The following is a 24,678-nucleotide window of genomic DNA, read 5'->3' on the forward strand; positions in this document are numbered from 1 at the left end:
CATGAACACTCGTGAAACAGGGTTAATAGCATGGTTTGCCCGAAATCCCGTTGCTGCCAACCTACTAATGATATTTATATTAGTGGGCGGTATTTTAATGGCGATGACAATTCGCAAACAAATGTTCCCACAGTTTGAAAGTAACTGGATAAGCGTACAAGCGGTTTACCCAGGTGCAGCCCCGCAGGAAGTTGAAGAAGGCATAACCATAAAAGTTGAGGAAAACCTCGAAGGTATTGAAGGCATTAAACGCCTAATTACTTACTCTAACCGTGGTTTTTCACAAGCGTGGATTGAAATAGAAGAACAATACAATCCACAAGAAGTACTTGATGAAATTAAAGTACAAGTTGATTCAATAAACACCTTTCCTGCGGGAATGGAGCGCCCTGTTGTTCGCCGCGATAAGTTTGAGCAAGAGGTAATGATACTCGCGCTTTATGGCGACATGAGTAACTACCAGTTAAAAGAGCTTGGCAACGATATAAAAGATGAACTGCAAGCACTGCCTCACGTTAACCTTGTTAATTTTAACGGCGGCTTAGAGTACGAAATTGGTATAGAAGTCAGCCCCGATAAACTGCGCGAATATGGCTTAACATTTAGAGATATTGCAGGCGCGGTGCAAAACTTTTCAGCCAATATGTCGGCGGGGCAAATACGCTCTGAAAACGGTTATATTTCGATGCGTGTTGAAAAACAAGCCTATCGTGGCTTTGAGTTTGAAAAACTGCCGCTTATTACCCTTGCTGATGGTGCACAAATTTATTTAGGCGATGTAGCAACCATTAACGATGGCTTTGAAGAAGGCCTGCAGTATTCTAAATATAATGGTAAAAACTCATTATCGTTTGAAGTTAACGCATCAAAAGATCAAGACATTACCGATGTAGCAAAAGTACTTAAAAGCTACATGGCAGCTAAAGAGCCACTTTTACCTGCAGGCGTTAAGCTATCTCCTATTGTTGATTTAACTTACTACCTTGAAGGTCGACTTGATATGATGGTCGATAACATGATTTGGGGGGGCTTGTTAGTAATGATAGTGCTGGCACTATTTTTACCGTTACGCTTAGCATTTTGGGTAATGATGGGTTTACCGGTGTCTTTTCTAGGTGCCTTTTTGTTTATGCCCATTGGCTTTTTAGACGTAACAATTAACCTAGCCTCTCTTTTTGCCTTTATACTTGTGCTCGGGATTGTAGTGGATGACGCCATTGTTGTGGGCGAGTCAGCCAGTGCCGAAATAGAAAAATACGGCCATACACTTGATAACGTAGTACGCGGCGTAAAACGTGTTGCGATGCCAGCAACCTTTGGTGTACTAACAACTATTGCGGCATTTTTACCACAAACACTCGCAACCGGCCCTGGCGCTGCTTTTTCTAAGGCAATTGGTGGCGTTATTATTTTATGTTTGATTTTTTCACTCATTGAATCAAAACTAATTTTACCTGCGCATATTGCAGCAATGAATCCGCGTAAACCAAATCCTAAAAACCTATTACATCGCTTACGTATGGTAATTGATAGTGGTTTAAAAGGCTTTGTGAATAACTACTACCTTCCTTTTGTTAGCCGCTGTATTCACTACCGCTATACCGTAATTGTTGGCTTTATGTGTTTGCTTATTGTAAGCGCAGGTATGTTTGCAGGTGGTTTAGTTAAGTTTGTACCAAACCCTAAAATACCGCACGACTTTCCGCGTATTGATATAGAGATGAACCTTGCTTCATCTGAGCAAGCAACGCTTGAAACTGCACGTAAAATAGAAAGCGTGTTGTTAAAGGTCGATCAGCAACTACAAGAGCAATACGGTAAACCGATGATCCGCGATTTATCGGTAAGCCTGCGCGGACGAACTGAAGCAAATATTATGGCCATTTTGGTAGAGCCTGATTTACGCCCTATCGACACCTTTGCCCTAAGTGCATTATGGCGTGAGCAAATGCCCGCTTTACCAGGCATTAAAACCATGGCCATTCAAGACAGTATAATGAATGGCGGTCGAGATGATGGCGACGTTAGCTTTAAACTTGAAGGCAAAAATGCTGACGAGCTAAAAGAAGTGGCTGGTAAATTAAAAGCCAAATTACAAACAATGGAAGGCGTTGGCGACGTAAACGATTCAATGCAAAGCGCTACCGACGAAGTGCAACTTGATTTAAAACCACTCGCTTACAGCATGGGTTTAACGCTTGCTGATGTCGCATCGCAAGTTAGCTTTAGTTACTACGGCTTAGAAGCGCAGCGAATATTGCGTGAAGGCGAAGAAATTAAAGTCATGATCCGCTATCCAGAAGATGAACGTAACTCAATTAGTGACATCGCAAGTGTGCGTATTATTACACCTACTGGCGCTGAAGTACCGCTAAGTGAAATAGCCGAAGTTAAGTTGGTTGACGGTGTAAACCGTATTCGCCGCGAAAACTCTAAACGTACTGTAAACGTATGGGCTGCGGTAAATACCGACCAAGCCGAACCATTTGCAATTGCAGAAGAAATTCGTGATGAATACTTACCAACATTACTTAAAAGCTACCCTGGCGTTACAAGTGATGTAGCTGGGCGCATTCAAGAAGAGATGGATAGCGCTTCAGAGCAGCTTCGTGATTTTGGTATATCAATGATGATTATATTTGCCTTGTTAGCGATTCCACTTCGCTCTTACTCGCAGCCACTTATTATAATGTCGGTTATTCCGTTTGGTGTAGTGGGCGCGATGTTTGGGCATATGATTTTAGGCATGACCATGAGTAGCTTATCGATGTTTGGCATTATTGCTGTAGCGGGTGTGGTCGTAAATGATTCCCTCGTTATGGTTGATTTTGTAAATAAAGCACGCGCTGAAGGTGTTGCGATTAAGGATGCTGTAATGCAAGCCGGTGCTCGTCGCTTTAGAGCAATATTACTCACCTCAATCACTACCTTTATTGGTGTAATGCCAATTATTTTTGAAACGAGTTTACAAGCTAAAATTGTTATCCCAATGGCTGTATCACTTGCTTTTGGTGTGTTATTTGCCACAGTAATTACACTGATACTTATACCGTGCCAGTATGTTGCACTAGAAGATGCTAAACGATTAGTACGTAAAATGCGTGGAAAGCCACCACTAGTAGATGCCCAACCAGCGCCTACTCACAGCTAAATTAAGTAACATCCCAACCAAAAAAGCTCGGCATACTATATGCCGAGCTTTTTATTTTTAGCTTAAAAATGATATTCACCTATTTGCCAAGTCTTTATCTTACTGATAGTTTGACTCTATAAATATAACCCTCAAAAGGAATAATGATGGGCACACTTCAACTTATTTTATTTATTGTATTTGCTGTACTAACCACAATTGGCTACAAAAAGAATAACCGCAACTTAATGCTATTAGGCGCCGTTGCAATATCGTTTGCGTTTGTAGGGCTCGACTTTTTAATCGGCGTAGATGAAGGGATATCAGGCATTAATTAATCAATAAAAATTTTAGCTTGAAAATTAAAGGGACTTTAATGCGCTTATACATACTGATTATTTCTTTAGTTATTTTTTTAAGTGCTTGCCAGAGCTATATTGCTTATCAAATAACTAAGCCTCCGGAGAAAGTTCTCCCTAAAGAGTTTGAGAGCTCTATCGCTTTATCTGGAGCACAAACCCATTACTGTAGCAGCGAAATAGATTGTCTTGATTTTAGGGTTATTTCACCTAAGGATATTGATAATTATCTACTAAGTGGCAATACGTTAACATTAACTTTAATTAGTAAAGGAAGCACTGAAGACGATACTTTTGAATATCAACTCAATGCTGATAACTTACCGAGTAAGTCAAACGATGGGCTTTTAATTATTTTTCCGGGATATGGCGTAAATAGTTTGGTTTATACCATGCAAGCCCGATGGCTTAGCCATATCACTGGAAAGAATGTAATAGTGATGCCTGCAAGTAATCAATACGATGAATTTAAGTATGGCTTAAACTCCCTTGATTTATTAGTAAAATATATAAATGAACACCAATACACCGACATTTCATTGCTTAGTTACTCAATGGGTGCAGTTGCAAGCATCGACCTCACAACCAAACTCAATATTAATAAGCATATACTTTTTGCTCCAATGATTAATTTTGAAGCCGCACTAAGAACAATTGCTAAGTTATCATACCCTGTTTATAGCAAACTGTTAGGTGATGATTATATAAACGAAGTCGCGGCTAAGGTAATTGAAAAAAGTAAAGTACCTCTTAATAAACTCGACATATTAAGTAATCTAAATAAGACCCCTCATGCAAGGCAAACTTACATCTTTTCAAGTAATGCAGACAAAGTGAGTCCATATAATGGGTTGCTTACTCTTAGTAACCCAAAAGTGAGCATTTATGAGGTAAAAGATTTAAATCACCTTGAAATGGTTTCTTTAATATCCGCACAACAAAGGAATGTGCTCCTTTCCTTGCTTGATGGATAACTTTGGCAACAGTCCTAATAATTGAGAGAAATATTGCTCGTTTTTTATCCCTAATACGTTATGGTATTTAAATAATAAATAGACATAATAAAGTTAAGGAACAGCCATGAATACATCTCCCTCTGAACACATTCCTCAAGAAGCCTTTGATTGGTATGACGAATACGCCCACGGTTTAATGGACCGACGTACTTTTATGAAAAAACTCGGTGGCCTTGCTGCTCTTGGCTTTTCGATGGCTGTACTTACATCAGCATTATTACCTAACTATGCACTTGCTGAACAAGTATCCTTTAATGACGATGATATTAAAGCAACATACGAAGAATTCGATTCGCCAGACGGGCACGGTAAAGGCAAAGGTTACTTAGCAACCCCTAAAAACATAGAAGGTAAGCTTCCTGTTGTTCTTGTGATACACGAAAACCGTGGATTAAACCCATACGTAAAGGATGTAGCAAGACGCTTAGCGAAGGTAGGCTTTATTGCATTTGCACCCGATGCGCTATTTCCATTGGGTGGCTACCCTGGTAATGATGATGAAGGACGCGCTATGCAAAAAACCATGGATCGCGCTAAAATTCAAAACGATTTTGTAGCCGCAGCACACTTTTTAAAATCGCATGCTAACAGTAACGGTAAGTTAGGCGCTGTCGGTTTTTGTTTTGGCGGCTACATTGTTAATTATTTAGCGGCAGTAGATAGCAACTTAATTAGCGCCGGAGTGCCTTTTTACGGTACTCCAGCCAGCGAAAGTTTACGTAAAAATATTAAAGCACCATTAATGATTCAATTAGGCGAGCTGGATAAACGTGTAAACGCGTCGTGGCCACAGTACGAACAAGATTTAAAAGCTAATAACGTTGAATACACTATGCATATGTATAAAGGGGCAAATCATGGATTTCATAACGACTCTACAGGTCGATATGATAAAGACAATGCTGAGCTTGCATGGCAACGTACCGTTGAGTTTTTTAATAAAAAGCTAAGTTAGCTAATAAAAAATAGTGCCACCAGCTCTAAGCCGGTGGCACTATTAAAAATACTTAGTTTTTTATTAACTTTAATTTTTTTTGCTACGCATAACTAATAACGACAACAAAACGAGTAAATAAATACTCAAAGAGCCACCGCTACTAGAGCTATCTTTATTTTCGACTTTTGCAATTTTTTCTTCTTTAACACGTGTTTTAAAGCTTGCTAGTTCTGCATCTAAATTAGTACTCATATCACTAACCGCTAGATTAAAACCTTCAGCCGACTTTTCAGATAACGTTTCATCAATACCTATTGCTGTTGTTCTTTTTTCAAGCTTACTTATACCAGGTGCTCTAAATAGCATTTTTCTACTTTTAATATCAAAAACAGCTGTATCCACAAAGGTTTGTATTGTATTTTCATTACCTGGAATAGCGTACATACCCACTATTGTCCAATAAAGTAAGGCTGCATTGTTTTCATAAGATTGCGTAACTTGATCATATGAAACCAGTGCCATTACATCTACATCGTAAAGCCGTCCAACTTGCTCGAGTGTTGCGAAGCCTTCACCTCCTTTTAAATAGGTACTTGGTATAACTTCAATGCGGTCAATGTAATCATATTGTAGAAATGACTTTTTTACTTTTTCGAGTAACTCAACTTGGTTTTGGGTCTCTAACCCGTCTGGCTGCCAGTTTTTAGACGGTACAAATGCAATTCCAACAGTAACAGGAAGTTTTAAAACAGGTATTTCAGGTTTATAGGTAGAGCGACTTTGTTGATCAGGATATAAGAAGTCCATTAAGCTACTAGATTGCGTATTTTTACCTGTATTGTTGCTCACAAACGAACTACAAGAAGCAAGTAAGGTCGCCATAAAAATGATTATATATTTATTAAATCCCACATTTATTCCTTTTTATTTTTAATTTAATTCAGTTACGTGCCAAAGCTCACCCGATGGTCCCCATAAGTAAATAACGCTACCCCAGGGTTCTTGTTTTATACCCTCAAAGCGGATATCAAAACCGTTTAAATTACTAATGAGTTCGTATGCTTCATCTATATTTAACACACAAAGTTGCAGCATTAAGTTTTCAGCAAACGTTTTATTATAATAACGCTGTAAAAAGAACGTACATTCGCCAAAGGTACACACACATAAATCATTTGAGGCATCTTCAATCTTAAATCCAAGCGCTTTATAAAAGCGCTGAGATTGCTCATAATTTTTACAGGGAATAAAAATTCTAATATCATCAACTTGCATAACTCTTCCTTAATTAGCTCAGTACGCTTTTATCAATAATTCCTTTATTTACCAACTGCTGCAGAATAGCTTGGGATTTTGCTCTGCATGCATCACGTAGTAAACGCACCGCAGGGGTTATTGACTGCCTACTTGGGCAAATAAGCCAAAGTTCACCATTAACATGTTGATAATTTGGCATAACAGTAACCACCCTGTCATTGAGTAAATCGTCGGCTATATCAAGTGCCGACTTTACAGCTAAGCCCTTACCCGCAACGCACCAGCGCCTGACTAAATCGCCATCGTTTGAGGCGCGCCTGCCATCCATTTTAACTTTATATTTTGATTCACCATCGGTGAATTCCCACGTATTATTTATAATATCCTGCAACTGATAAAACAAACCTTGATGCGACGCTAAATCATCAGGATGCACGGGAGCCCCGTTTTGTAAGAGGTATTCGTGAGTTGCACATAATAAGCGCGGTACGTTACAAATTTTAAAACCATAAACGCTAGCATCATTAGGCGAGCCATAACGAAGCGCTATATCAACTGAGTCACGGTAAAAGTCGATATTGCTATCACTTATATGGGTTCTTAAACTTAGCTTTGGATAAGTGTCCATGAGTTCATCAATCCATGGGATCACCAAGTTACGCCCTAAGTCAGATGAAAGTGCAACACGCAATTCGCCTTCTATTTCGTCGTGTTCACCTTTAAGGTTTTGTTTTGCGAGCTCAAGCACTGCCAAAGCCTGTTCACATTGTGGTATGTAGCGCTCCCCAGCAGCCGACAACCTCAAATGACGTGTGGTACGAACAAACAGCTCGCTACCAAGCGCTGACTCCACGCGTTTAATAGCGGCGCTTGCTGTGGCTGTACGCATATCTAACTTAGCAGCTGCTAGCGTAATACTTCTAAACTCAGCGACTTTTAAAATAAGTTTTAAATCTTCTATGTTCATATTATCTATTTATATTTGATAATGATTCAACGATTATGCGGTTTATCTACATTAAAGCAAGGTCTACTATATATCCATCAGCTAGCCAAAGCATGGCTTGCACCTTATACGTAAACAAATTAGGACATTTATTATGAAAGCCATTGGTTATAAAAAATCTCTTCCTGTTACTAATCCTGAATCGTTAATTGATGTTGAGCTACCACAGCCAGTTGCAACAGGTCGCGACTTATTAATTAAAGTTAAAGCAATTGCAGTTAACCCAGCAGATTACAAAGTGCGTGCATCTATGCCCCCTGCTGAGGGTGAAGTAAAAGTTATTGGTTGGGATGCAGTTGGTGAAGTTGTTGCAATCGGCGATGCTGTAACGGCATTTAAACTCGGTGATGCGGTTTATTACGCAGGTGACATTACTCGCCCAGGTAGTAATGCAGAATTTCAATTAGTGGATGAGCGCATTGTAGGATTTAAACCGCAGAGCTTAAACGATGCTGAAGCGGCTGCATTACCCCTTACTGCAATAACAGCGTACGAATTATTATTTGAGCATTTAAACATTGTAAAACAAGCTGCTGATGCAACAACAAAATCAGAAGAGGTTATTTTAGTAACAGGTGCCGCAGGCGGCGTTGGCTCTATTTTTATTCAACTTGCTAAAGCGATTACTGGCGCAACGGTGATTGCCACTGCATCGCGCGAAAGCTCTCAAGCATGGGTTAAAAAACTAGGCGCAGATTATGTCGTTGACCATACAAAACCATTACCTGCTCAAATTGACGCGTTAAACATTGGCTCGGTAACACATGTAGCAAGCCTGCATAGTACTGATACTTACTTTGAAGCGTATACAGAGGTACTTGCACCATTTGGTAAAATTGCAATGATTGACGATCCTGAGTCATTAGATGTTAGCAAATTAAAAATGAAGAGTTTATCTCTACATTGGGAATTTATGTTTGCCCGTTCAATGTTTAATGCCAAAGATTTAATTGAGCAAAGTAAGTTATTAAATCATGTTGCCGATTTGATTGACCAAGGCTACATTCAAACCACAATTGGTAAAAACTTAGGCACTATAAATGCGGCTAACCTGCGTATTGCACACACAGAACTTGAAGAAGGTCGCTCTATTGGCAAAATAGTGTTGGAAGGTTTTTAATTCTATAAATATTACACGCCTTATTTATACCTGAATTGATTAAAGGCGCCAATGCAATTGGCGTCTCCAGCCAATATTTCGGGGTGGCTTTTGCTGTATTTATATTTATTAAAGAAACTATTACCTAATAATATTTGATAATGATTCAACCATATACCTGTTTATCATATTGTAATAATCCTCTACTATCCGCACATAGCTATATTGATAAGCCTTACGTTACGTAGATATATCGATTGTATAAAGTAAGTAGAGTGATTTAAAAGCACGATATTATTTTTGTAATAAATTTTTAAAAGGGTTTGTTTTTACTAAAACTGACTCAACATAGTAAATACTGGTAAAACACCTACTCAATGGAAAAACTAATGACTCACCCTATTATTAATGACTTAGAAAAGCGCTACACAGCAAAACGTTATGATGCAACGAAACGTGTATCTCAAGACGATTTAGCCGTTATTTACGAAGCTATGCGCCTGTCTCCTTCATCTATTAACTCGCAGCCTTGGAAATTCATCGTAATTGAATCAGATGAGGCTAAAGAGCGTATGCATAGTACATTTGCTAATAAATTTGCGTTTAACCAGCCACACATTAAAACAGCTTCGCATATAATATTATTTGCTCACAACCCTAAATATACCCGCGATGATTACGCACAAATCATTGATGCAGATATTAAAAATGGTCGTACTAAAGCAGAAAATCGCGAACAAGCTTTTGGTGCTTACGCGTTTGTTGATATGAATACTGATGAGCAAGGCAATAATGAAGAGTGGACTAAAGCACAAACTTACATTGCACTGGGTAACACTATGCATGCAGCTGCACGCTTAGGTATTGACTCTACTCCAATGGAAGGCGTAGATGCCGAGCTGATTGGCGAAGTTTTTGAAAAAGAACTTGATGGTTACGTGTGCGACGTAGCATTAGTACTTGGCTATCACGATAGCGCAGAAGACTATAATGCTAAATTACCTAAATCTCGCTTGGCAAAAGAGCAAGTTATTCAGGTTTTATAAGTAATACGTTATAAACTTAAATGATAACAATATTAAAAAACCACTTATTTAAATAAGTGGTTTTTTGCTTTAAAGCAGTTTAACTTACTTGAAGCTGCGCAGCCTGAATGTATTGCACTAAATCTTCAATAGAAACCACGGTCATATTATGTTTATTAGCATAATCACTCACCTCAGGTAAGCGCGCCATTGAACCATCGGGATTTGTTAGTTCGCATATTACGCCAAATGGTTTTAAGCCGGCAAGCTGCATTAAATCAACGGATGCTTCGGTATGACCACGACGAACTAATACTCCGCCCGTTTGTGCTTTTAAACCAAATACATGCCCTGGGCGCGATAAATCACTTGGTTTGGCGTTATCGTCTGTCGCTGCTTTTATAGTAGTTACTCTATCAGCAGCAGACACGCCTGTTGTAACGCCATGCTTAGCTTCAATAGTGACTGTATAAGCGGTGTTATTTTGACTCGTATTGTTAGCTACCATTTGCGGTAAGTCGAGCTGTTTAATGCGCTCCTCCCCCATGCATAAGCAAACAATACCGCTGCCTTCGCGGATCATTTCGGCCATTTGAGAAGTCGTTAAATGCTCAGCTGAAAATACAAAGTCGCCTTCATTTTCACGGTTTTCATCATCAACAACAAGTACGCCTTGCCCTTGCTGTAGTGCAGTAATTGCGCTTTGTACGCGGATATGGCTTTCGCCGAATTGAGTAAGTAGAGACTGAATCATCATTATATTCCAAATAAAAAATAATAGATTCAGGACTGTGAAAGGATCAGTAATATATCGCTTTAAATTTAAAACGATCACTACCAAAATAGCTTAAATAAAATAACAAAAAGCACGCAGCAAAAAGCAGCGCACACTGTTATACCAACGGCATTAAATTAGTAACCTGTTATAGCGCTAAAAAATAGCTCACTTAACGCGATACAATGATCGTGTCTTTAATAAAATTGGTATTAGTATAATAAGCCATATTCTCTTTCATCCGGACTTTAACCGTCGGCTCTGGCATCTCACCAGATCTGCTTGACCTTTACTTAACCTAGGTTAAATAAAGCGCTCGCGGGCTCGTCTAAGTTATAAATAACATTAGACATACCGCCGGTGGGGAATTTCGCCCCGCCCTGAGAATGTACTTTTATAACTAAAGCGCTATAAAAGCGGGCTTATTATACCCTTTAACTTAATTACTTATCAAAGGTAAGTGAATAAACTTCTAACAAAGCTCGGTATTTAATGAGGCTTTGACTACTTTACCTTCATTTATGTCAGCGGTGATTGTACAAGTAGCGCCGTTTACTAAATTTAAGTTAGGTGGAGCATGACCAATATCGGCATCAATAATCACAGGAAATAAACACCCACCTAGTGCAACATCAAGCGCGTGACGGTAATCAAAAGAAGCATCTTGACCTTGAGTGATCACGCTGCGACCAATAATAATACCGTTTATATCGTCAAATATACCTGCTAATTTTAATGAAAGTAAAAACCGTGCAACGGTTGTTGGCGTCAGCTCTGAGTTTTCTAGGTATAAAATAAGCCCTTCGGGTGCACTGTGTTTTTTAAATTCATGTAGTGCCAAAAATGGAGAGTCGAGTAATAAGCCGACTGTATCTAAACAGCCACCAAATAAGCGACCCGACATTTCAATAGTGCGTGCATCAAAGTAATTTAAACACTGCCACTGAGTAACTTCTGTGTGTTCAAACAATGCATTTGGGTTTTGTACGTAATCAGGTCTATTTTTTTGATAATGCGATGACGGGGCTTGCTCAAATTTGCTACCTGCTTCATAACTTAGTGTTTCAAATATTTGCAGGCAATAAGGACTTTTTTCGTCAGGATGTAACTGCATAAGATTAGCACTGTGTAGTGTTGCCCATTGGCATTTTGCCGTGAGTGCGCATGCAATGGTGCTTACATCAGAGAACCCAACTAACCATTTAGGCTTTGCTTCTTTAATTGCATGAAAATCAAGTAGGGGCAGTATTTCCATTGCAAGCTCGCCACCAAATGGAGGCATAATTGCATCTATCTCATCATCTAATAAAAAACCCATTAACTGCTGAGCGTGCGCTTTAGCGTTAAGCTGTCCATGCGGTTTGCTTTGGCGTAAAAACTCTCCTTCAACAACATCATATCCTCGATGTTTTAATCCATTAATAACAATGTCTAACCGTGCATGGTACTTTTCTTTAAGGCCTGATGAAAGTGAACAAATTGCTATTTTTGATCCTACTTTTAAAGGCGCTGGGTAAAGTATATTAGGCATATATTTTCCTTTTTAGAGAATACGTTAATACCAATTACATTAAATCAGCGAGTTATTTGATGCGCTAAATGCTCATGTTTTTAGTAAATTGATATAAGTACCTACTATACCAACATAGACCATATTTATAGAATATGAATACTGTACAAACACGCCTACCATTAAAGGTTAAATTACAGACATAAAAAAACCGATGTAATTACATCGGTTTTTATTTAAAAACGTTAAAGTGAGTTATGCGTTAAAGATACTCAACTTCAATGATTTCGAACTCAACAATACCTTTTGGCGTTTGAATAGACACTGCGTCGTCCATTTGTTTACCAATTAAGCCACGTGCAATCGGTGAGTTAACAGATATTAAGTTGTTTTTAATATTTGCTTCGTCATCGCCCACAATACGGTATTTTACTTCAGCATCGGTTTCTATATTTACAATAGTTACCGTAGTGCCAAAAATAACTCTACCGGTATTTGGCATTTTAGTTACGTCGATAATTTGAACATTTGAAAGTTTAGCTTCAATTTCTTGAATACGCCCTTCACAAAAACCCTGTTGCTCACGCGCAGCGTGGTATTCAGCGTTTTCTTTTAAGTCACCATGTTCACGTGCAACCGCAATATCACTTACGATTTTAGGACGGGTAACTGTTTTTAATTCGTTAAGCTCTTTACGCAGTAAATCTGCGCCACGAACTGTCATCGGAATTGATTGCATACTTTTCTCACTTAACACCAAGGCCCTAGTTGGCCTTGGCACATTTCCTTAGTTCAATCGCAGATGTAGCTCTTGAACTGACGTCACTTTGCTGCGGTCATCTGCTTTATTAGCAGTACAGTTAGCGAATGCCGCGTTCAAGGTTGTCGTATAGTTGGTTTTATTTTGCAATGCACCACGACGTAACACCTTCGAATCTTCGATCGCTTGGCGACCTTCGGTGGTATTAACGATATAGCTGTACTCTTTATTCTTGATATAATCAAGAATATGCGGGCGGCCTTCATATACTTTGTTTACACGTCGTACTTCAATGCCAGCTTCTTCAAGAGCTTGTGCCGTGCCACCAGTTGCGTCAAGTTCAAAACCTAAGTCGGTCATGATTTTGGCTAATTCAACAATACGTGGCTTATCGCTATTACGAACAGATAATAGCGCGCGACCACCGCGTGGTAAAGTGTTGCTTGCACCTAATTGTGCTTTTGCGAATGCTTCGGCGAAAGTATCACCAACACCCATCACTTCACCTGTTGAACGCATCTCAGGACCACGGATTGGATCCACACCCTGAAACTTAGCAAATGGTAAAACAACTTCTTTAACGCTGTAGTAAGGAGGGATCACTTCTTTAGTAATACCTTGGCTTGCTAAAGACTGACCAGCCATACAACGTGCAGCTACTTTTGCAAGCGCCACACCGGTTGCTTTAGATACAAACGGTACAGTACGTGCAGCGCGTGGGTTAACTTCGATTAAGTACACTTTGTCTTCTTTTACTGCAAACTGTGTATTCATCAAGCCAACAACACCAAGTTCAAGCGCCATGTCGGTTACTTGCTTGCGCATTACGTCTTGCACTTCTTGTGATAAAGAATGTGCTGGTAATGAACAGGCTGAGTCACCCGAGTGAACACCCGCTTGCTCAATGTGCTCCATAATACCGCCGATAATTACTTGCTCGCCGTCACAAATTGCGTCAACGTCAACTTCAATCGCGTTATCTAAGAAACGGTCCAGTAATACAGGTGCTTCGTTTGATGCTTGTACAGCTTCGGTCATGTAGCGACGTAAATCATCTTCGTCGTATACAATTTCCATTGCACGACCACCTAGTACGTACGACGGGCGTACAACTAATGGGAAGCCAATTTCAACTGACTTAAGTAAGGCTTCTTCGGTTGAAGTTACTGTTGCATTTTCTGGCTGAAGTAAGTTTAAACGCTCAACAAGTTGTTGGAAACGTTCGCGGTCTTCTGCACGGTCAATCGCATCAGGTGAAGTACCAATCACTGGTACGCCATTGGCTTCAAGCTCACGCGCTAGCTTAAGTGGTGTTTGACCACCGTACTGTACGATAACGCCTTTTGGCTTTTCAACACGTACGATTTCGAGTACGTCTTCAAGCGTAATTGGTTCAAAGTATAACCTGTCAGATGTATCGTAATCGGTAGAGACCGTTTCAGGGTTACAGTTAACCATAATGGTTTCGTAACCATCTTCGCGAAGCGCAAGCGAGGCATGTACACAACAGTAATCAAACTCAATACCTTGACCGATACGGTTTGGACCACCACCAATAACCATGATTTTATCACGATCTGTTGGGTTAGCTTCACACTCTTCATCGTAAGTTGAGTACATGTAAGCAGTGTCTGAGCTAAATTCTGCTGCACACGTATCAACACGTTTGTATACTGGCACGATGTTTAATAAATGACGTTTTTTACGAATTTCAGCTTCAGATACACCTGCAATTTCTGCTATACGCGGATCTGCAAAGCCTTTGCGTTTAAGTTTACGTAGGAAGTCAGCATTTAAACCCGCCATGCCTACTTTCGCTATTTTTGCTTCGTCTTTTAAAATGTCTTCTATTTGTACTAAGAACCAGCGGTTAACTTTAGTCAGTTCGTAAACATCATCAACGCTCATGCCATGGCGCATTGCATCAGCAATGTACCAAATACGCTCAGCGCCTGGCTCGCGTAGTTCACGAATTATTTTTTCTTTTGCTTTAGGGTCATCAAGCGCAACTATCGGGTTAAATCCCGTTGCACCCACTTCAAGACCACGTAATGCTTTGTGTAATGATTCTTGTTGGTTACGACCAATTGCCATTACTTCGCCAACTGATTTCATTTGCGTAGTTAAACGGTCGTTTGCACCGGCAAATTTTTCAAAGTTAAAGCGAGGAATTTTTGTAACAACGTAATCGATTGAAGGTTCAAAAGACGCGGGAGTTTTGCCACCAGTAATGTCGTTTTGAAGTTCATCAAGCGTGTAACCTACTGCTAGTTTTGCTGCAATTTTAGCAATTGGGAAACCCGTTGCTTTTGATGCTAATGCAGATGAACGTGATACACGTGGGTTCATCTCAATGATAACCATACGGCCATCTTCAGGATTAATACCAAACTGCACGTTAGAACCGCCAGTTTCTACACCAATTTCACGTAATACTGCCATAGAGGCGTTACGCATAATTTGGTACTCTTTGTCGGTTAGCGTTTGCGCTGGTGCAACGGTGATTGAATCGCCAGTGTGAACACCCATAGGGTCAAAGTTTTCAATGGTACAAACAATAATACAGTTGTCGTTTTTATCACGTACAACTTCTGTTTCGTACTCTTTCCAACCGATCAGTGATTCATCAATTAGTAATTCGTTCGTTGGCGATAAATCTAAGCCACGCTCACAAATTTCTTCAAACTCTTCTAAGTTATACGCCACACCGCCGCCGGTGCCGCCCATAGTAAAAGAAGGTCTGATAATACATGGTAAACCAATGCGCGTTATGATGTCTTTGGCTTCATCCATAGAGTGAGCAATCTCAGCACGAGGACACTCTAGACCAATGTTTTTCATTGCGATATCGAAACGTTCGCGGTTTTCTGCTTTGTCGATTGCATCGGCCGTTGCACCAATTAGTTCAACGCCATGTTTAGCCAATACACCGTGCTTGTCTAGTTCAAGCGCACAGTTTAATGCCGTTTGACCACCCATTGTAGGCAGTACTGCATCTGGCTTTTCTTTTTCAATAATTTTTTCTACCACTTCCCAGTGAATTGGTTCGATGTAAGTCGCATCGGCCATATCAGGGTCGGTCATGATAGTTGCAGGGTTTGAGTTAACTAATATAACTCTGTAGCCTTCTTCTCTAAGTGCTTTACACGCTTGAGCACCAGAGTAGTCAAATTCACAAGCTTGACCAATTACAATTGGGCCTGCGCCTAAGATAAGAATGCTTTTTATGTCGGTACGTTTTGGCATTATTACTCCAGTTAAATTAGTGTTTACGCGCTTGCATCAAATCGATGAAGTGGTCAAATAATGGGGCTGCATCGTGCGGACCAGGGCTTGCTTCAGGGTGACCCTGGAAGCTAAACGCAGGTTTATCTGTACGATGAATACCTTGAAGCGTTCCGTCAAATAACGATTTGTGCGTGGCACGAAGCGTACTTGGCAGGCTTGACTCTTGAGCTGCAAAACCATGGTTTTGAGCTGTGATCATAACTACATCGCGGTCTAGGTCTTTAACTGGGTGGTTAGCGCCGTGGTGGCCAAATTTCATTTTTTCTGTTTTAGCACCTGAGGCAAGGGCTAATAACTGATGACCTAAACAGATACCAAAAATTGGTGTGTCGGTTTCTAAAAAGGTTTTAATTGCATCAATAGCGTAAGTACATGGCTCAGGATCGCCAGGGCCATTAGATAGGAAGATACCATCAGGGTTTAAAGCCAGTACGTCAGCGGCAGAGGTTTGCGCTGGTACTACTGTAAGTTTACAACCACGGTCTACAAGCATACGTAAAATATTACGCTTTACACCGAAGTCGTAGGCAACAACATGAAACTTTTCATCAGCAGCATCAAGGGTTTTAAATCCTTCGCCTAATGTCCAGCTTGATTCGCGCCACTCAAAATTTTCCTTGGTTGAGACAACTTTTGCTAAATCCATACCTTTTAAGCCTGGGAAGGCTTGCGCGGCTTGTAGCGCTTTATTTTCGTCTAGCTCGTCGCCAGCAATAATACACCCGTTTTGTGCGCCTTTATCACGCAAAATTCGAGTTAACTTTCTGGTGTCGATGTCCGCAATACCTAAAATATTACGTTCTTTTAAGTAATCATCTAACGATTGCTCGTTACGAAAATTACTCGCTAGCAGTGGCAAATCACGGATCACTAGGCCTTTAGCCCAAATTTGATTCGCTTCTTCGTCTTCGCTGTTGGTACCCGTATTACCGATATGTGGGTACGTCAAAGTTACGATTTGTTCCGCGTATGATGGATCAGTCAAAATTTCTTGATAACCAGTCATAGACGTATTGAATACTACTTCACCGACTGACATGCCGTCAGCGCCGATTGCAGTACCGCGAAACACTGTGCCGTCTTCTAGGACTAACAGAGCGGATTTAGTCAAGTTAAACCTCCTAACAGTAAAAAACGGGAGTAAGCAATTGCTTAACACCCCGCCAATACCCAGAGGGATCGTCAAAACCAGATTTCTGTGAGCTTAAATTGTTTTACGCAGTCTTAAATGATGCAGATGTAAAGCATTCAACCTTCAATCATTTTTTCTTGCCTAAAACTATTTTTATTCCCACTGAAACCCCGGATTTACTAGCCACTTGGGTATAATTGGAAACACGCATTTAGTAATTTTTGGCAAATTGGCTGCATATTACATTAAGTTAGCTTTTAGGTCTAATATTATTTAGTAAATTGTTACAAACAAGTCACTGTAGGCAAAATTAGACCCAAACAGTTAAAAAAGTAACTAAACTACTTCAGATCTAGTACATCTTGCATATCATAAAGTCCTACAGGTTTGTTTTTCAACCAGCTTGCAGCCCTTACAGCACCTAGAGCGAATGTCATTCTTGAACTTGCTTTATGGGTTAATTCGAGCCTTTCGCCCATTGTAGCGAAGTATGCGGTGTGTTCACCTACTATATCGCCCCCTCTTAGTACCGAATAACCAATTTCATTTTGCGATTTAGCTGTCTCCACTTGGCTGCGGTCGTATACAGCAACCTCGTCGTGGTCCCAGCCTTTAGCCTGTGCAATTGATTCGCCAATGGCTAATGCTGTGCCCGATGGCGCATCGATTTTATGACGATGATGCGCTTCAAATATTTCAATATCTAAATCGTCACCAAATTTGGTCGCTGCGGTTTGCACAAGGTTCAGTAGTACATTGACTCCTACACTGTAGTTTCGCGCAAATACAATAGGAATATGCTTAGCGGCATCGTGTAAAAGTGCCATATCGTCGCTTGTTAAGCCCGTTGTACCAATAACCATAGGAATTTTTTGTGCTACAGCGGTTTTTAAATGGTTTTTCATACCAGCGGGAAGCGTAAAGTCGATTAAAACATCTACATTATCTATTGTGGTTTCTTCGCTAAAGCTAACACTGTTATCGGCGGCGCTATTTACTTGATTTACATTAATACCTAATAACGATGAACTGCTACGAACGTATGCACCTGTAAGTTGTGTTTGCTCTTTAATTGTCGCTGCTTCTAATAAAGCTAAGCCCATTCTGCCATTAGCACCAAAAACGCCTATTCGATTTGTAGTCATTGTTTTTACCTAATTTAAATTTGGATCCGTTTTTTACTAATCTAAGTATATATCCGGTGCATTACAAATACGCGCTTAGGTATTTTTATGCAGTTGGACAAATATTAATCGCTGAAAATAGCGTTACTTTGTAGATATTATCTAAAAGTCATGCAATAGTCAGGTGACCTTTTAATTTAATAATAATAACAATACCAGTTTACTTTAGCCATCTATACATTTAAACTTCTCTTTCGCGTCGATTTGGTCTTTGGCTTGCGGGCGCTGCACTCTCCTAATTTTGTTAATGATTAACATAGTAGGTAGATTTGCTAAATTCAGCTAAAAGAGGAATTTTTGGCTGTTGTAAATTAACTGGTTTCGAGGATTATGATGCAGCCATCATTTAACAAAAATAAAGCAATACTTTCTTTACTACCCCTTTTAACCTTTGTAGCACTATTTTTGGGCTCTGGTTTATATTTACAATCGCAAGGGGTTGACTACGCTTTTTATCAACTTCCTGCTCCAGTGGCTATATTACCCGCCATTATGCTTGCGTTTATTTTAAATAAAGGCACAGTAAACGAGTGTGTAGAGACCTTTATTAAAGGTGCCGGACACAACAATATTATTACCATGTGTTTAATCTACTTACTTGCAGGTGCTTTTTCTGCCGTTGCCAGTGCAACCGGTGGTGTAGACGCGGTAGTAAATGCAGGCTTATCTCTTATTCCACCTGCGTTATTGCTCCCTGGCTTATTTTTAATTGCAGCGGTTGTATCTACTGCAATGGGTACGTCGATGGGAACGATTGGTGCGATTGGTCCTATTGCTTATGCGGTATCAATTAAAACAGGTATAGATCCAGCATTAATGGCAGGTACGATTGTATCTGGTGCTATGTTTGGCGATAACCTATCAATTATTTCCGACACCACTATTGCAGCTACGCGAACGCAGGGCTGTGAAATGAAAGACAAGTTTAAAGAGAATCTTAAAATTGCAGTCCCTGCTGCAATACTAACTATTGGCTTATTGTTTTATTTAACACCTGCGGCGCAAGTTGTTGAAACCAAAGATTACGATATTTGGTTAGTACTTCCTTATGCCTTTATTTTAGTGTTAGCCGTTGCTGGCTTGAACGTATTTGTAGTGCTGTTTAGCGGTATTATTTTTGCTGCATTAATGGGCTTTACAGGAAGTTATGAAGGCGCAAGCTTTGTAAAAGACATTTACAAAGGCTTTACCGACATGCAGGAGATATTTTTACTCTCTATGTTTATTGGTGGATTATCTGAATTTATTCGCATTAATGGTGGCCTTGATTATATTGCTCATAAGATTCAGGCAATTACAAAAATCATTGCAAAATGGCATCGTAAAGTGGCTGATCAATTAGGTATTGCAGCATTGGTTATGACAAGTAATATGTGTATTGCTAATAACACCGTATCTATTATTGTTGCTGGCCCTATTGCTAAAAAGCTGGCAGATGATGGTGAAATAAGCGGTAAACGCTCTGCTAGTTTGCTAGATATTTTTGCTTGTGTAACACAGGGTTCATTGCCTTATGGCGCACAAGCGCTACTGTTAGGTGCAACCTTTAAAATTAGCCCGTGGGAAGTATCAACGTCTTCTTATTACTGTTTTATTTTAGCATTTACGGCGATTACTATTATTTGTTTGCGCCGTAATAAAGCGTAATAAATTGAGTCATTACATGTTGCAGCTTATTAAGTAGGCTGCAACATGTGTTAAATTAGCGATCAACAAATCAATCTCTTCTGCTATAATTGCCGCTTCCGCGTGTCACTAAAATTATAGTTATAAACAGTTATGAAATTTAAAAAATTACTCCCTTTTATTACCCTTACTTCTCTAGCTTTATCATCGTCGGCTTTCGCTGCTAATTGGAGCAGTACAGCAGTACATATAAATAATGGCAGCCAAAAAAATCCATTTTCTAAGCAAGAGTCAGACACCACTGTTTACTCGCTTCAACATGCATCGGGCTATGACTACGGCGATAATTTCTTTTTTATTGATTACAGTAAAGACGATATAGATGACGGTTACCAAGATGCTGATTTTTATGGTGAGTGGTACTCAACGGTTAGCTTATCTGCCATCACTGGTAAGCAATTTGGCTCTGGCGCATTATTAGATGTTGGCCTAACGGGCGGTATTAACGTTGCTGGTGATGCAAAAGTAATGAAGTATCTACCAGGTGTTAAATTAAGCTGGGATGTACCTGGGTTTAACTTTTTTCAAACGCTGTTCACAGCCTACATTGACGATAGTGAAGGTGTAGCAAAAGGCGGCGCACCTATTGAAACTAATAGTTGGATGCTTGATGTAGCTTTTGAATATCCTTTCACTATTGGCTCACAAAAGTTTAGCTTTAAAGGCCACGCTGAATACATCGCAGAGCGTGAAGATGAATTTGGTAACGATGTACAAGCTTGGATACTAGCACAGCCTATTTTAGTGTGGGATATGGGTCACGCCCTTCAAATGAAAGAAAACACACTACTGCTGGGAATGGAATTACAATACTGGCACAACAAATTAGGTACTGAAGTCACTGAATCGGTACCACAAATCCATATTGAGTGGACATTTTAAGCTTCAACAATCAGCTATTTACTCAGTAATAATAAGCGAAGCACTATTTTAGCTTCGCTTTTTTTCGTCCACGTAAAACATTTAATTGAACAGGTTTAAATACTTAGTTATTGTTGTACTTCTTTTTAAGCCAAGCGCTCGCCTTTAATAGGAGTAACTGAATGTCGTCGATTAAAGTTATTTGTTTCTCTACTTTATTAGTACTAACAAACAATGCCTTAGCTGGCCCTTCTCAAGATACATCCGCCCTTTCTTATGATGCACTATTAAGCAATTACGAATACGATTTTAAGGTAAATTATTTTGCACTTGAGTCGCAAAAACAATCATTAAAAATGGCTTATATTTACTTAAAGCCAACTAAAGCCGATATGCCTACAGTTACACTTATGCATGGCAAAAATTTTAACGCCGACTACTGGACTACCACTGCGCAATACCTGCAATCTTTAGGTTATGGGGTATTAATCCCTGATCAAATTGGTTTTGGCAAGTCGTCTAAGCCAACTAATTACCAGTATTCGTTTGCGACGCTTGCTCATCACACTCACGCGTTAATAGATTCACTTAATATTAAAGAGTCGATTGTACTTGGGCACTCTATGGGCGGGATGCTAGCGAGTCGTTTTGCATTAATGTACCCAAACGCCACTAAAAAGCTAATTTTATTAAACCCTATTGGGCTTGAAAACTACTTGCAGTATGTTGATTACAAAGATACTAATTTTTTCTATAAAAACGAGCTTTCAAAAACACCGGAAGGCGTTAAACGTTATCAGCAAAAAAATTACTACGATGGTAAGTGGAATACAACATATTCAGCCTTAACTGACTTTATAACAGGGCAAATACAAGGCCCAGATAAAGAACAAATGGCATGGGTGAATGCAAAAACATACGATATGATTTTCACTCAACCTGTAATAACCGAATTTAAAGATTTAACTGTGCCAGTTAAATTAATTATTGGTACACGCGATAGGACCGGTCCAGGCCGTAACTGGAAAAAAGAGGATGTTGATTACGAGCTTGGTCGATACGATAAATTAGGCAAACACGCTGCAACACTTATTCCTGACGCACAATTATTCGAACTAGATAACTTAGGGCACCTGCCGCACATTGAAGATTTTGAACGCTTTAAAAATGTATTACAAAAAGCGCTTACAACTAAATAAAGGTGAGTACTGAATACAAAAACCCCTGTAAGTAATTACTCACAGGGGTTTTTATTTAGTAATTAAACTAAATTATACCAATCTGCTTATATATGGGGTCTATTTAACGTTAAGAAAATTACGCTAGAACTAGGCAAAAATTTTTGTATCTAGTTGTTCTCAATAAAAAATTTTTAACGACGTTATAGTGCAATTTAATTCGTTAAATTGATCAAAGATTTATGCAGGTTGGTATTACAACTTACATTGTGGGTTTTTACCCTGTGCTTTAGCTGTACTTTGCTCACTAAGTGCTTTACTCATTTGTGCTTGTAAGTCTTTAATACGACTGCTTGGCGCTGGGTGAGTTGATAAAAACTCAGGTGTTGTACCACTACCTGCTACACTCATATTTTGCCAAAGGGTTACTGATTCTTGTGGATTAAAGCCTGCTTCAGCCATTAAATCTAAACCAATTTCATCAGCTTCTGACTCGTGCGAACGGCTAAATGGCAAAACAACACCATACTGTGCGCCTAAGCCTAGACCCTGCATAATTTCATTACGGTATTGAATGTTACCCATTTCAAGTGCTGCACTACCAAGTTGCATACCGGTATCTAAAATAGAGCTTTGTGAAACACGTTCATTAGAATGCTCAGCAATTACGTGCCCTACTTCGTGCCCTAGCACTGTTGCTAGTTGGTCTTGATTGGTGGCTATTTTTAATAAGCCCGTATGAACCCCAATGTAACCACCAGGTAGTGCAAAAGCATTAGCAGATTCATCTTCAAATACAACTACTTCCCAATTTTGCGACGCGTATTCTTTTGGTAATACAGCCACTACTTTTTCAGCAATGCAATTTACATATGCATTTGTTTTTGCATCTTTATTAATTGGTTGGCTTTTTTTCATATCTGCAAAACTAGCAGTGCCCATTTCACTCATTTGTTGATCTGAGTAAAGCGCTATTTGAGTGCGTCCTGTTGGTGACGTTTTACAACCGACTAAAACGGCTGTCGCTAATACTGCAAGTACTAGTTTTTTCATGATAATTCTCTTAAGTAATGAATTTTTTATTGCTTGTAGAATAGCAAACACAGTACCAATTTAAAATATTTGCTTTATATACCTTTATATTAAAAGGATGCGATAAGACGATAAACTTAGCAGGCAAACTAAGTTTATCCAAATACAATGCCCTGTTACACTATAGCCCTTGTTTTTAGTGATTGTTGAGTTTACACATGGACGCCTCAGCCTCGTCTTTTAATACCCGTATTTTATTGCCTTTATTAGCCAGTATCGTGGCGATTACTCCTTTGGCTATTGATATGTATTTGCCCGCCATGCTGGTAATTGCAAGCGATTTACAAACTAATATGCCAAATGTACAAATATCGTTGAGTATTTACTTAGCGGGTTATTCATTGGGGATGTTATTTTTTGGCCCTATTGCCGATCAAATTGGCCGCCGTAAGCTCGCACGTATTGGCTTAACCCTATTTGGCGCAAGCTCACTTGCACTCGCATTTACAACCGAAATCCATGCGTTTTGGACTCTTAGAGCAGTGCAAGCATTTACGGGAGCGGCAGCTACCGTAGTCGTACCGGGTATTATTCGCCATATTTATCAGCAAAATACAGCTAAGGGAATGTCGTATGTGTCGATGATCATGATGGTAGCACCGTTAGTAGCCCCCTCTGTTGGTTCGTTTATTTTAGGATTTTCTGTTTGGTCAACCATATTTTTGGTTCTTGCTGGATATAGCTTTTTAATATTAGCGTTTGTACAAGTGTATTTAATAGATATACCTATTCATAAAAATGAGAAAAAAGGCCTCGCTCTGTTTTTTGACAGCTATAAAACTGTACTGAGTAATAAAGACGCACGTGCGGATATACTCAGTTCTATGTTTGTATCGTTTGGATTTTTTTGCTTTTTGACCTCAGTACCATTTATTTATTTAGATTTATATGAAGTGTCAGAACAGTTATTTGGTGTGTTATTTGCGTTTAATGTAATGGCGCTTATGTTTGGTAACTTTTTAAATACGCGAATTGTACCAAGGCTGGGCTCTCGAAAAATGCTCTATATTGGGCTTGTATGTGGGTTTGTATCGGGGCTTGCGCTGTTAACATTTAGCTTATTGCACTTATCACTTTATTATATTGTGGCTGCTATTGCGCCATTAATGATGAGTTTAGGTGTCACTGCAAGTAATGCTGATTCGCTAATATTAATGAAGTTTGAAAGAAACACAGGTACAGCAACGGCCGTAATTGGCACACTTCGTTTTGGTAGTGGTGCATTAGTTGGCCCGCTACTCGCCATTATGCACGCAAAAAGCGCAGTGCCATTTTCAAGTTTAATGTTTAGTGCTGTATTACTCACTATGCTCGTACAGCTAATTCACTATAAAAAAGACAAAAAAAATGCCTCAATATGAGGCATTTTTATCAAAGCTAATA

The 24,678-nt window shown here is 39.5% G+C and carries 20 protein-coding genes and 1 riboswitch; of the genes, 10 read left to right on the top strand and 10 right to left on the bottom strand.

Annotation, left to right across the window (positions count from 1 at the left end; all coding sequences use genetic code 11):
* Position 1: 1 nt before the first annotated feature.
* From GQR38_RS07340 to GQR38_RS07355, 4 genes are all read left to right on the top strand, one after another.
* A complete protein-coding gene (locus GQR38_RS07340) occupies positions 2–3,151 on the top strand; it encodes an efflux RND transporter permease subunit (protein WP_165722538.1) in 3,150 nt (1,049 codons plus the stop codon).
* Positions 3,152–3,294: 143 nt separating this feature from the next.
* Positions 3,295–3,468, top strand: a complete 174-nt coding sequence (locus GQR38_RS07345) for a hypothetical protein (protein WP_158001028.1) — start codon at positions 3,295–3,297, stop codon at positions 3,466–3,468.
* Positions 3,469–3,506: 38 nt separating this feature from the next.
* Complete coding sequence (locus GQR38_RS07350; protein WP_165722536.1) at positions 3,507–4,463, top strand: alpha/beta hydrolase; 957 nt, start codon at positions 3,507–3,509, stop codon at positions 4,461–4,463.
* A 106-nt stretch (positions 4,464–4,569) separates the two neighbouring features.
* A complete protein-coding gene (locus GQR38_RS07355) occupies positions 4,570–5,460 on the top strand; it encodes a dienelactone hydrolase family protein (RefSeq protein WP_165722535.1) in 891 nt (296 codons plus the stop codon).
* A 69-nt stretch (positions 5,461–5,529) separates the two neighbouring features.
* Here GQR38_RS07355 and rhlP read toward each other — a convergent pair whose 3' ends face one another.
* Genes rhlP through GQR38_RS07370 form a run of 3 tightly spaced genes read right to left on the bottom strand, consistent with a single transcriptional unit; the run spans position 5,530 to position 7,666 of the window.
* The gene (gene rhlP, locus GQR38_RS07360; RefSeq protein ID WP_165722560.1) at positions 5,530–6,324 is read right to left on the bottom strand and encodes a rhombotarget lipoprotein; all 795 of its coding nucleotides are present in this window, start codon (positions 6,322–6,324) and stop codon (positions 5,530–5,532) included.
* A 48-nt stretch (positions 6,325–6,372) separates the two neighbouring features.
* Entirely contained in the window at positions 6,373–6,717 is a 345-nt protein-coding gene (locus GQR38_RS07365) for a hypothetical protein (protein WP_007375815.1), read from the bottom strand.
* Positions 6,718–6,730: 13 nt separating this feature from the next.
* Positions 6,731–7,666 (bottom strand): LysR family transcriptional regulator, encoded by a 936-nt coding sequence (locus GQR38_RS07370; protein ID WP_165722533.1) that lies wholly within the window; start codon positions 7,664–7,666, stop codon positions 6,731–6,733.
* A gap of 133 nt (positions 7,667–7,799) precedes the next feature.
* Between GQR38_RS07370 and GQR38_RS07375 the strand changes: the two genes are divergently transcribed.
* Together GQR38_RS07375 and GQR38_RS07380 are read left to right on the top strand one after the other, a co-directional pair.
* Positions 7,800–8,825 carry a zinc-binding alcohol dehydrogenase family protein gene (locus tag GQR38_RS07375; protein WP_165722531.1) on the top strand — a complete coding sequence of 342 codons (1,026 nt, stop codon included), beginning with the start codon at positions 7,800–7,802 and terminating at the stop codon, positions 8,823–8,825.
* Between the two features lie 368 nt (positions 8,826–9,193).
* Positions 9,194–9,850, top strand: coding sequence for a nitroreductase family protein (locus GQR38_RS07380; RefSeq protein WP_024592671.1), 657 nt, complete (start codon positions 9,194–9,196; stop codon positions 9,848–9,850).
* Positions 9,851–9,929: 79 nt separating this feature from the next.
* Here the strand turns inward: GQR38_RS07380 and ribB are convergent, their stop codons facing one another.
* The 6 genes from ribB to dapB form a co-directional block, all read right to left on the bottom strand.
* Positions 9,930–10,583: a 3,4-dihydroxy-2-butanone-4-phosphate synthase gene (gene ribB / locus GQR38_RS07385; protein ID WP_165722558.1), complete on the bottom strand. Its 654-nt coding sequence runs from the start codon at positions 10,581–10,583 to the stop codon at positions 9,930–9,932.
* A 246-nt stretch (positions 10,584–10,829) separates the two neighbouring features.
* Positions 10,830–10,996, bottom strand: a riboswitch (FMN riboswitch).
* 80 nt (positions 10,997–11,076) lie between these two features.
* Complete coding sequence (locus GQR38_RS07390) at positions 11,077–12,135, bottom strand: S66 peptidase family protein (RefSeq protein WP_165722529.1); 1,059 nt, start codon at positions 12,133–12,135, stop codon at positions 11,077–11,079.
* A gap of 241 nt (positions 12,136–12,376) precedes the next feature.
* Positions 12,377–12,853, bottom strand: coding sequence for a transcription elongation factor GreA (gene greA, locus GQR38_RS07395; protein WP_010553419.1), 477 nt, complete (start codon positions 12,851–12,853; stop codon positions 12,377–12,379).
* A 48-nt stretch (positions 12,854–12,901) separates the two neighbouring features.
* The gene (gene carB, locus GQR38_RS07400) at positions 12,902–16,120 is read right to left on the bottom strand and encodes a carbamoyl-phosphate synthase large subunit (protein ID WP_165722526.1); all 3,219 of its coding nucleotides are present in this window, start codon (positions 16,118–16,120) and stop codon (positions 12,902–12,904) included.
* 16 nt (positions 16,121–16,136) lie between these two features.
* On the bottom strand, positions 16,137–17,273 hold the full coding sequence (gene carA, locus GQR38_RS07405; RefSeq protein WP_007375827.1) for a glutamine-hydrolyzing carbamoyl-phosphate synthase small subunit: 1,137 nt from the start codon (positions 17,271–17,273) through the stop codon (positions 16,137–16,139).
* A gap of 362 nt (positions 17,274–17,635) precedes the next feature.
* Positions 17,636–18,439, bottom strand: a complete 804-nt coding sequence (dapB, locus tag GQR38_RS07410; RefSeq protein ID WP_024592675.1) for a 4-hydroxy-tetrahydrodipicolinate reductase — start codon at positions 18,437–18,439, stop codon at positions 17,636–17,638.
* Between the two features lie 372 nt (positions 18,440–18,811).
* Here dapB and GQR38_RS07415 point away from each other — a divergent pair, with 372 nt between their 5' ends.
* The 3 genes from GQR38_RS07415 (at position 18,812) to GQR38_RS07425 (ending at position 22,224) form a co-directional block, all read left to right on the top strand.
* Positions 18,812–20,125 (top strand): Na+/H+ antiporter NhaC family protein, encoded by a 1,314-nt coding sequence (locus GQR38_RS07415; RefSeq protein ID WP_024599618.1) that lies wholly within the window; start codon positions 18,812–18,814, stop codon positions 20,123–20,125.
* A 132-nt stretch (positions 20,126–20,257) separates the two neighbouring features.
* A complete protein-coding gene (locus GQR38_RS07420) occupies positions 20,258–21,046 on the top strand; it encodes a nucleoside-binding protein (RefSeq protein WP_165722516.1) in 789 nt (262 codons plus the stop codon).
* Positions 21,047–21,207: 161 nt separating this feature from the next.
* The gene (locus tag GQR38_RS07425; RefSeq protein ID WP_024592677.1) at positions 21,208–22,224 is read left to right on the top strand and encodes an alpha/beta hydrolase; all 1,017 of its coding nucleotides are present in this window, start codon (positions 21,208–21,210) and stop codon (positions 22,222–22,224) included.
* A 234-nt stretch (positions 22,225–22,458) separates the two neighbouring features.
* Here the strand turns inward: GQR38_RS07425 and GQR38_RS07430 are convergent, their stop codons facing one another.
* On the bottom strand, positions 22,459–23,256 hold the full coding sequence (locus tag GQR38_RS07430; protein ID WP_165722514.1) for a M48 family metallopeptidase: 798 nt from the start codon (positions 23,254–23,256) through the stop codon (positions 22,459–22,461).
* Between the two features lie 197 nt (positions 23,257–23,453).
* Between GQR38_RS07430 and GQR38_RS07435 the strand changes: the two genes are divergently transcribed.
* Entirely contained in the window at positions 23,454–24,656 is a 1,203-nt protein-coding gene (locus GQR38_RS07435) for a Bcr/CflA family efflux MFS transporter (protein WP_010553412.1), read from the top strand.
* Positions 24,657–24,678 lie beyond the last annotated feature (22 nt).

The sequence above is a fragment of the Pseudoalteromonas sp. c7(2019) genome (assembly GCF_011378625.1).
Lineage (GTDB): Bacteria > Pseudomonadota > Gammaproteobacteria > Enterobacterales > Alteromonadaceae > Pseudoalteromonas > Pseudoalteromonas arctica.

What these genes read in the sequence shown, in the direction of transcription:
- GQR38_RS07340 (WP_165722538.1), top strand. Translation starts at nt 2, where the DNA reads ATGAACACTCGTGAAACAGGGTTAATAGCATGGTTTGCCCGAAATCCC.
- GQR38_RS07345 (WP_158001028.1), top strand. Translation starts at nt 3,295, where the DNA reads ATGATGGGCACACTTCAACTTATTTTATTTATTGTATTTGCTGTACTA.
- GQR38_RS07350 (WP_165722536.1), top strand. Translation starts at nt 3,507, where the DNA reads ATGCGCTTATACATACTGATTATTTCTTTAGTTATTTTTTTAAGTGCT.
- GQR38_RS07355 (WP_165722535.1), top strand. Translation starts at nt 4,570, where the DNA reads ATGAATACATCTCCCTCTGAACACATTCCTCAAGAAGCCTTTGATTGG.
- rhlP (WP_165722560.1), bottom strand. Translation starts at nt 6,324, where the DNA reads ATGGCGACCTTACTTGCTTCTTGTAGTTCGTTTGTGAGCAACAATACA.
- GQR38_RS07365 (WP_007375815.1), bottom strand. Translation starts at nt 6,717, where the DNA reads ATGCAAGTTGATGATATTAGAATTTTTATTCCCTGTAAAAATTATGAG.
- GQR38_RS07370 (WP_165722533.1), bottom strand. Translation starts at nt 7,666, where the DNA reads ATGAACATAGAAGATTTAAAACTTATTTTAAAAGTCGCTGAGTTTAGA.
- GQR38_RS07375 (WP_165722531.1), top strand. Translation starts at nt 7,800, where the DNA reads ATGAAAGCCATTGGTTATAAAAAATCTCTTCCTGTTACTAATCCTGAA.
- GQR38_RS07380 (WP_024592671.1), top strand. Translation starts at nt 9,194, where the DNA reads ATGACTCACCCTATTATTAATGACTTAGAAAAGCGCTACACAGCAAAA.
- ribB (WP_165722558.1), bottom strand. Translation starts at nt 10,583, where the DNA reads ATGATTCAGTCTCTACTTACTCAATTCGGCGAAAGCCATATCCGCGTA.
- GQR38_RS07390 (WP_165722529.1), bottom strand. Translation starts at nt 12,135, where the DNA reads ATGCCTAATATACTTTACCCAGCGCCTTTAAAAGTAGGATCAAAAATA.
- greA (WP_010553419.1), bottom strand. Translation starts at nt 12,853, where the DNA reads ATGCAATCAATTCCGATGACAGTTCGTGGCGCAGATTTACTGCGTAAA.
- carB (WP_165722526.1), bottom strand. Translation starts at nt 16,120, where the DNA reads ATGCCAAAACGTACCGACATAAAAAGCATTCTTATCTTAGGCGCAGGC.
- dapB (WP_024592675.1), bottom strand. Translation starts at nt 18,439, where the DNA reads ATGACTACAAATCGAATAGGCGTTTTTGGTGCTAATGGCAGAATGGGC.
- GQR38_RS07415 (WP_024599618.1), top strand. Translation starts at nt 18,812, where the DNA reads ATGCAGCCATCATTTAACAAAAATAAAGCAATACTTTCTTTACTACCC.
- GQR38_RS07420 (WP_165722516.1), top strand. Translation starts at nt 20,258, where the DNA reads ATGAAATTTAAAAAATTACTCCCTTTTATTACCCTTACTTCTCTAGCT.
- GQR38_RS07425 (WP_024592677.1), top strand. Translation starts at nt 21,208, where the DNA reads ATGTCGTCGATTAAAGTTATTTGTTTCTCTACTTTATTAGTACTAACA.
- GQR38_RS07430 (WP_165722514.1), bottom strand. Translation starts at nt 23,256, where the DNA reads ATGAAAAAACTAGTACTTGCAGTATTAGCGACAGCCGTTTTAGTCGGT.
- GQR38_RS07435 (WP_010553412.1), top strand. Translation starts at nt 23,454, where the DNA reads ATGGACGCCTCAGCCTCGTCTTTTAATACCCGTATTTTATTGCCTTTA.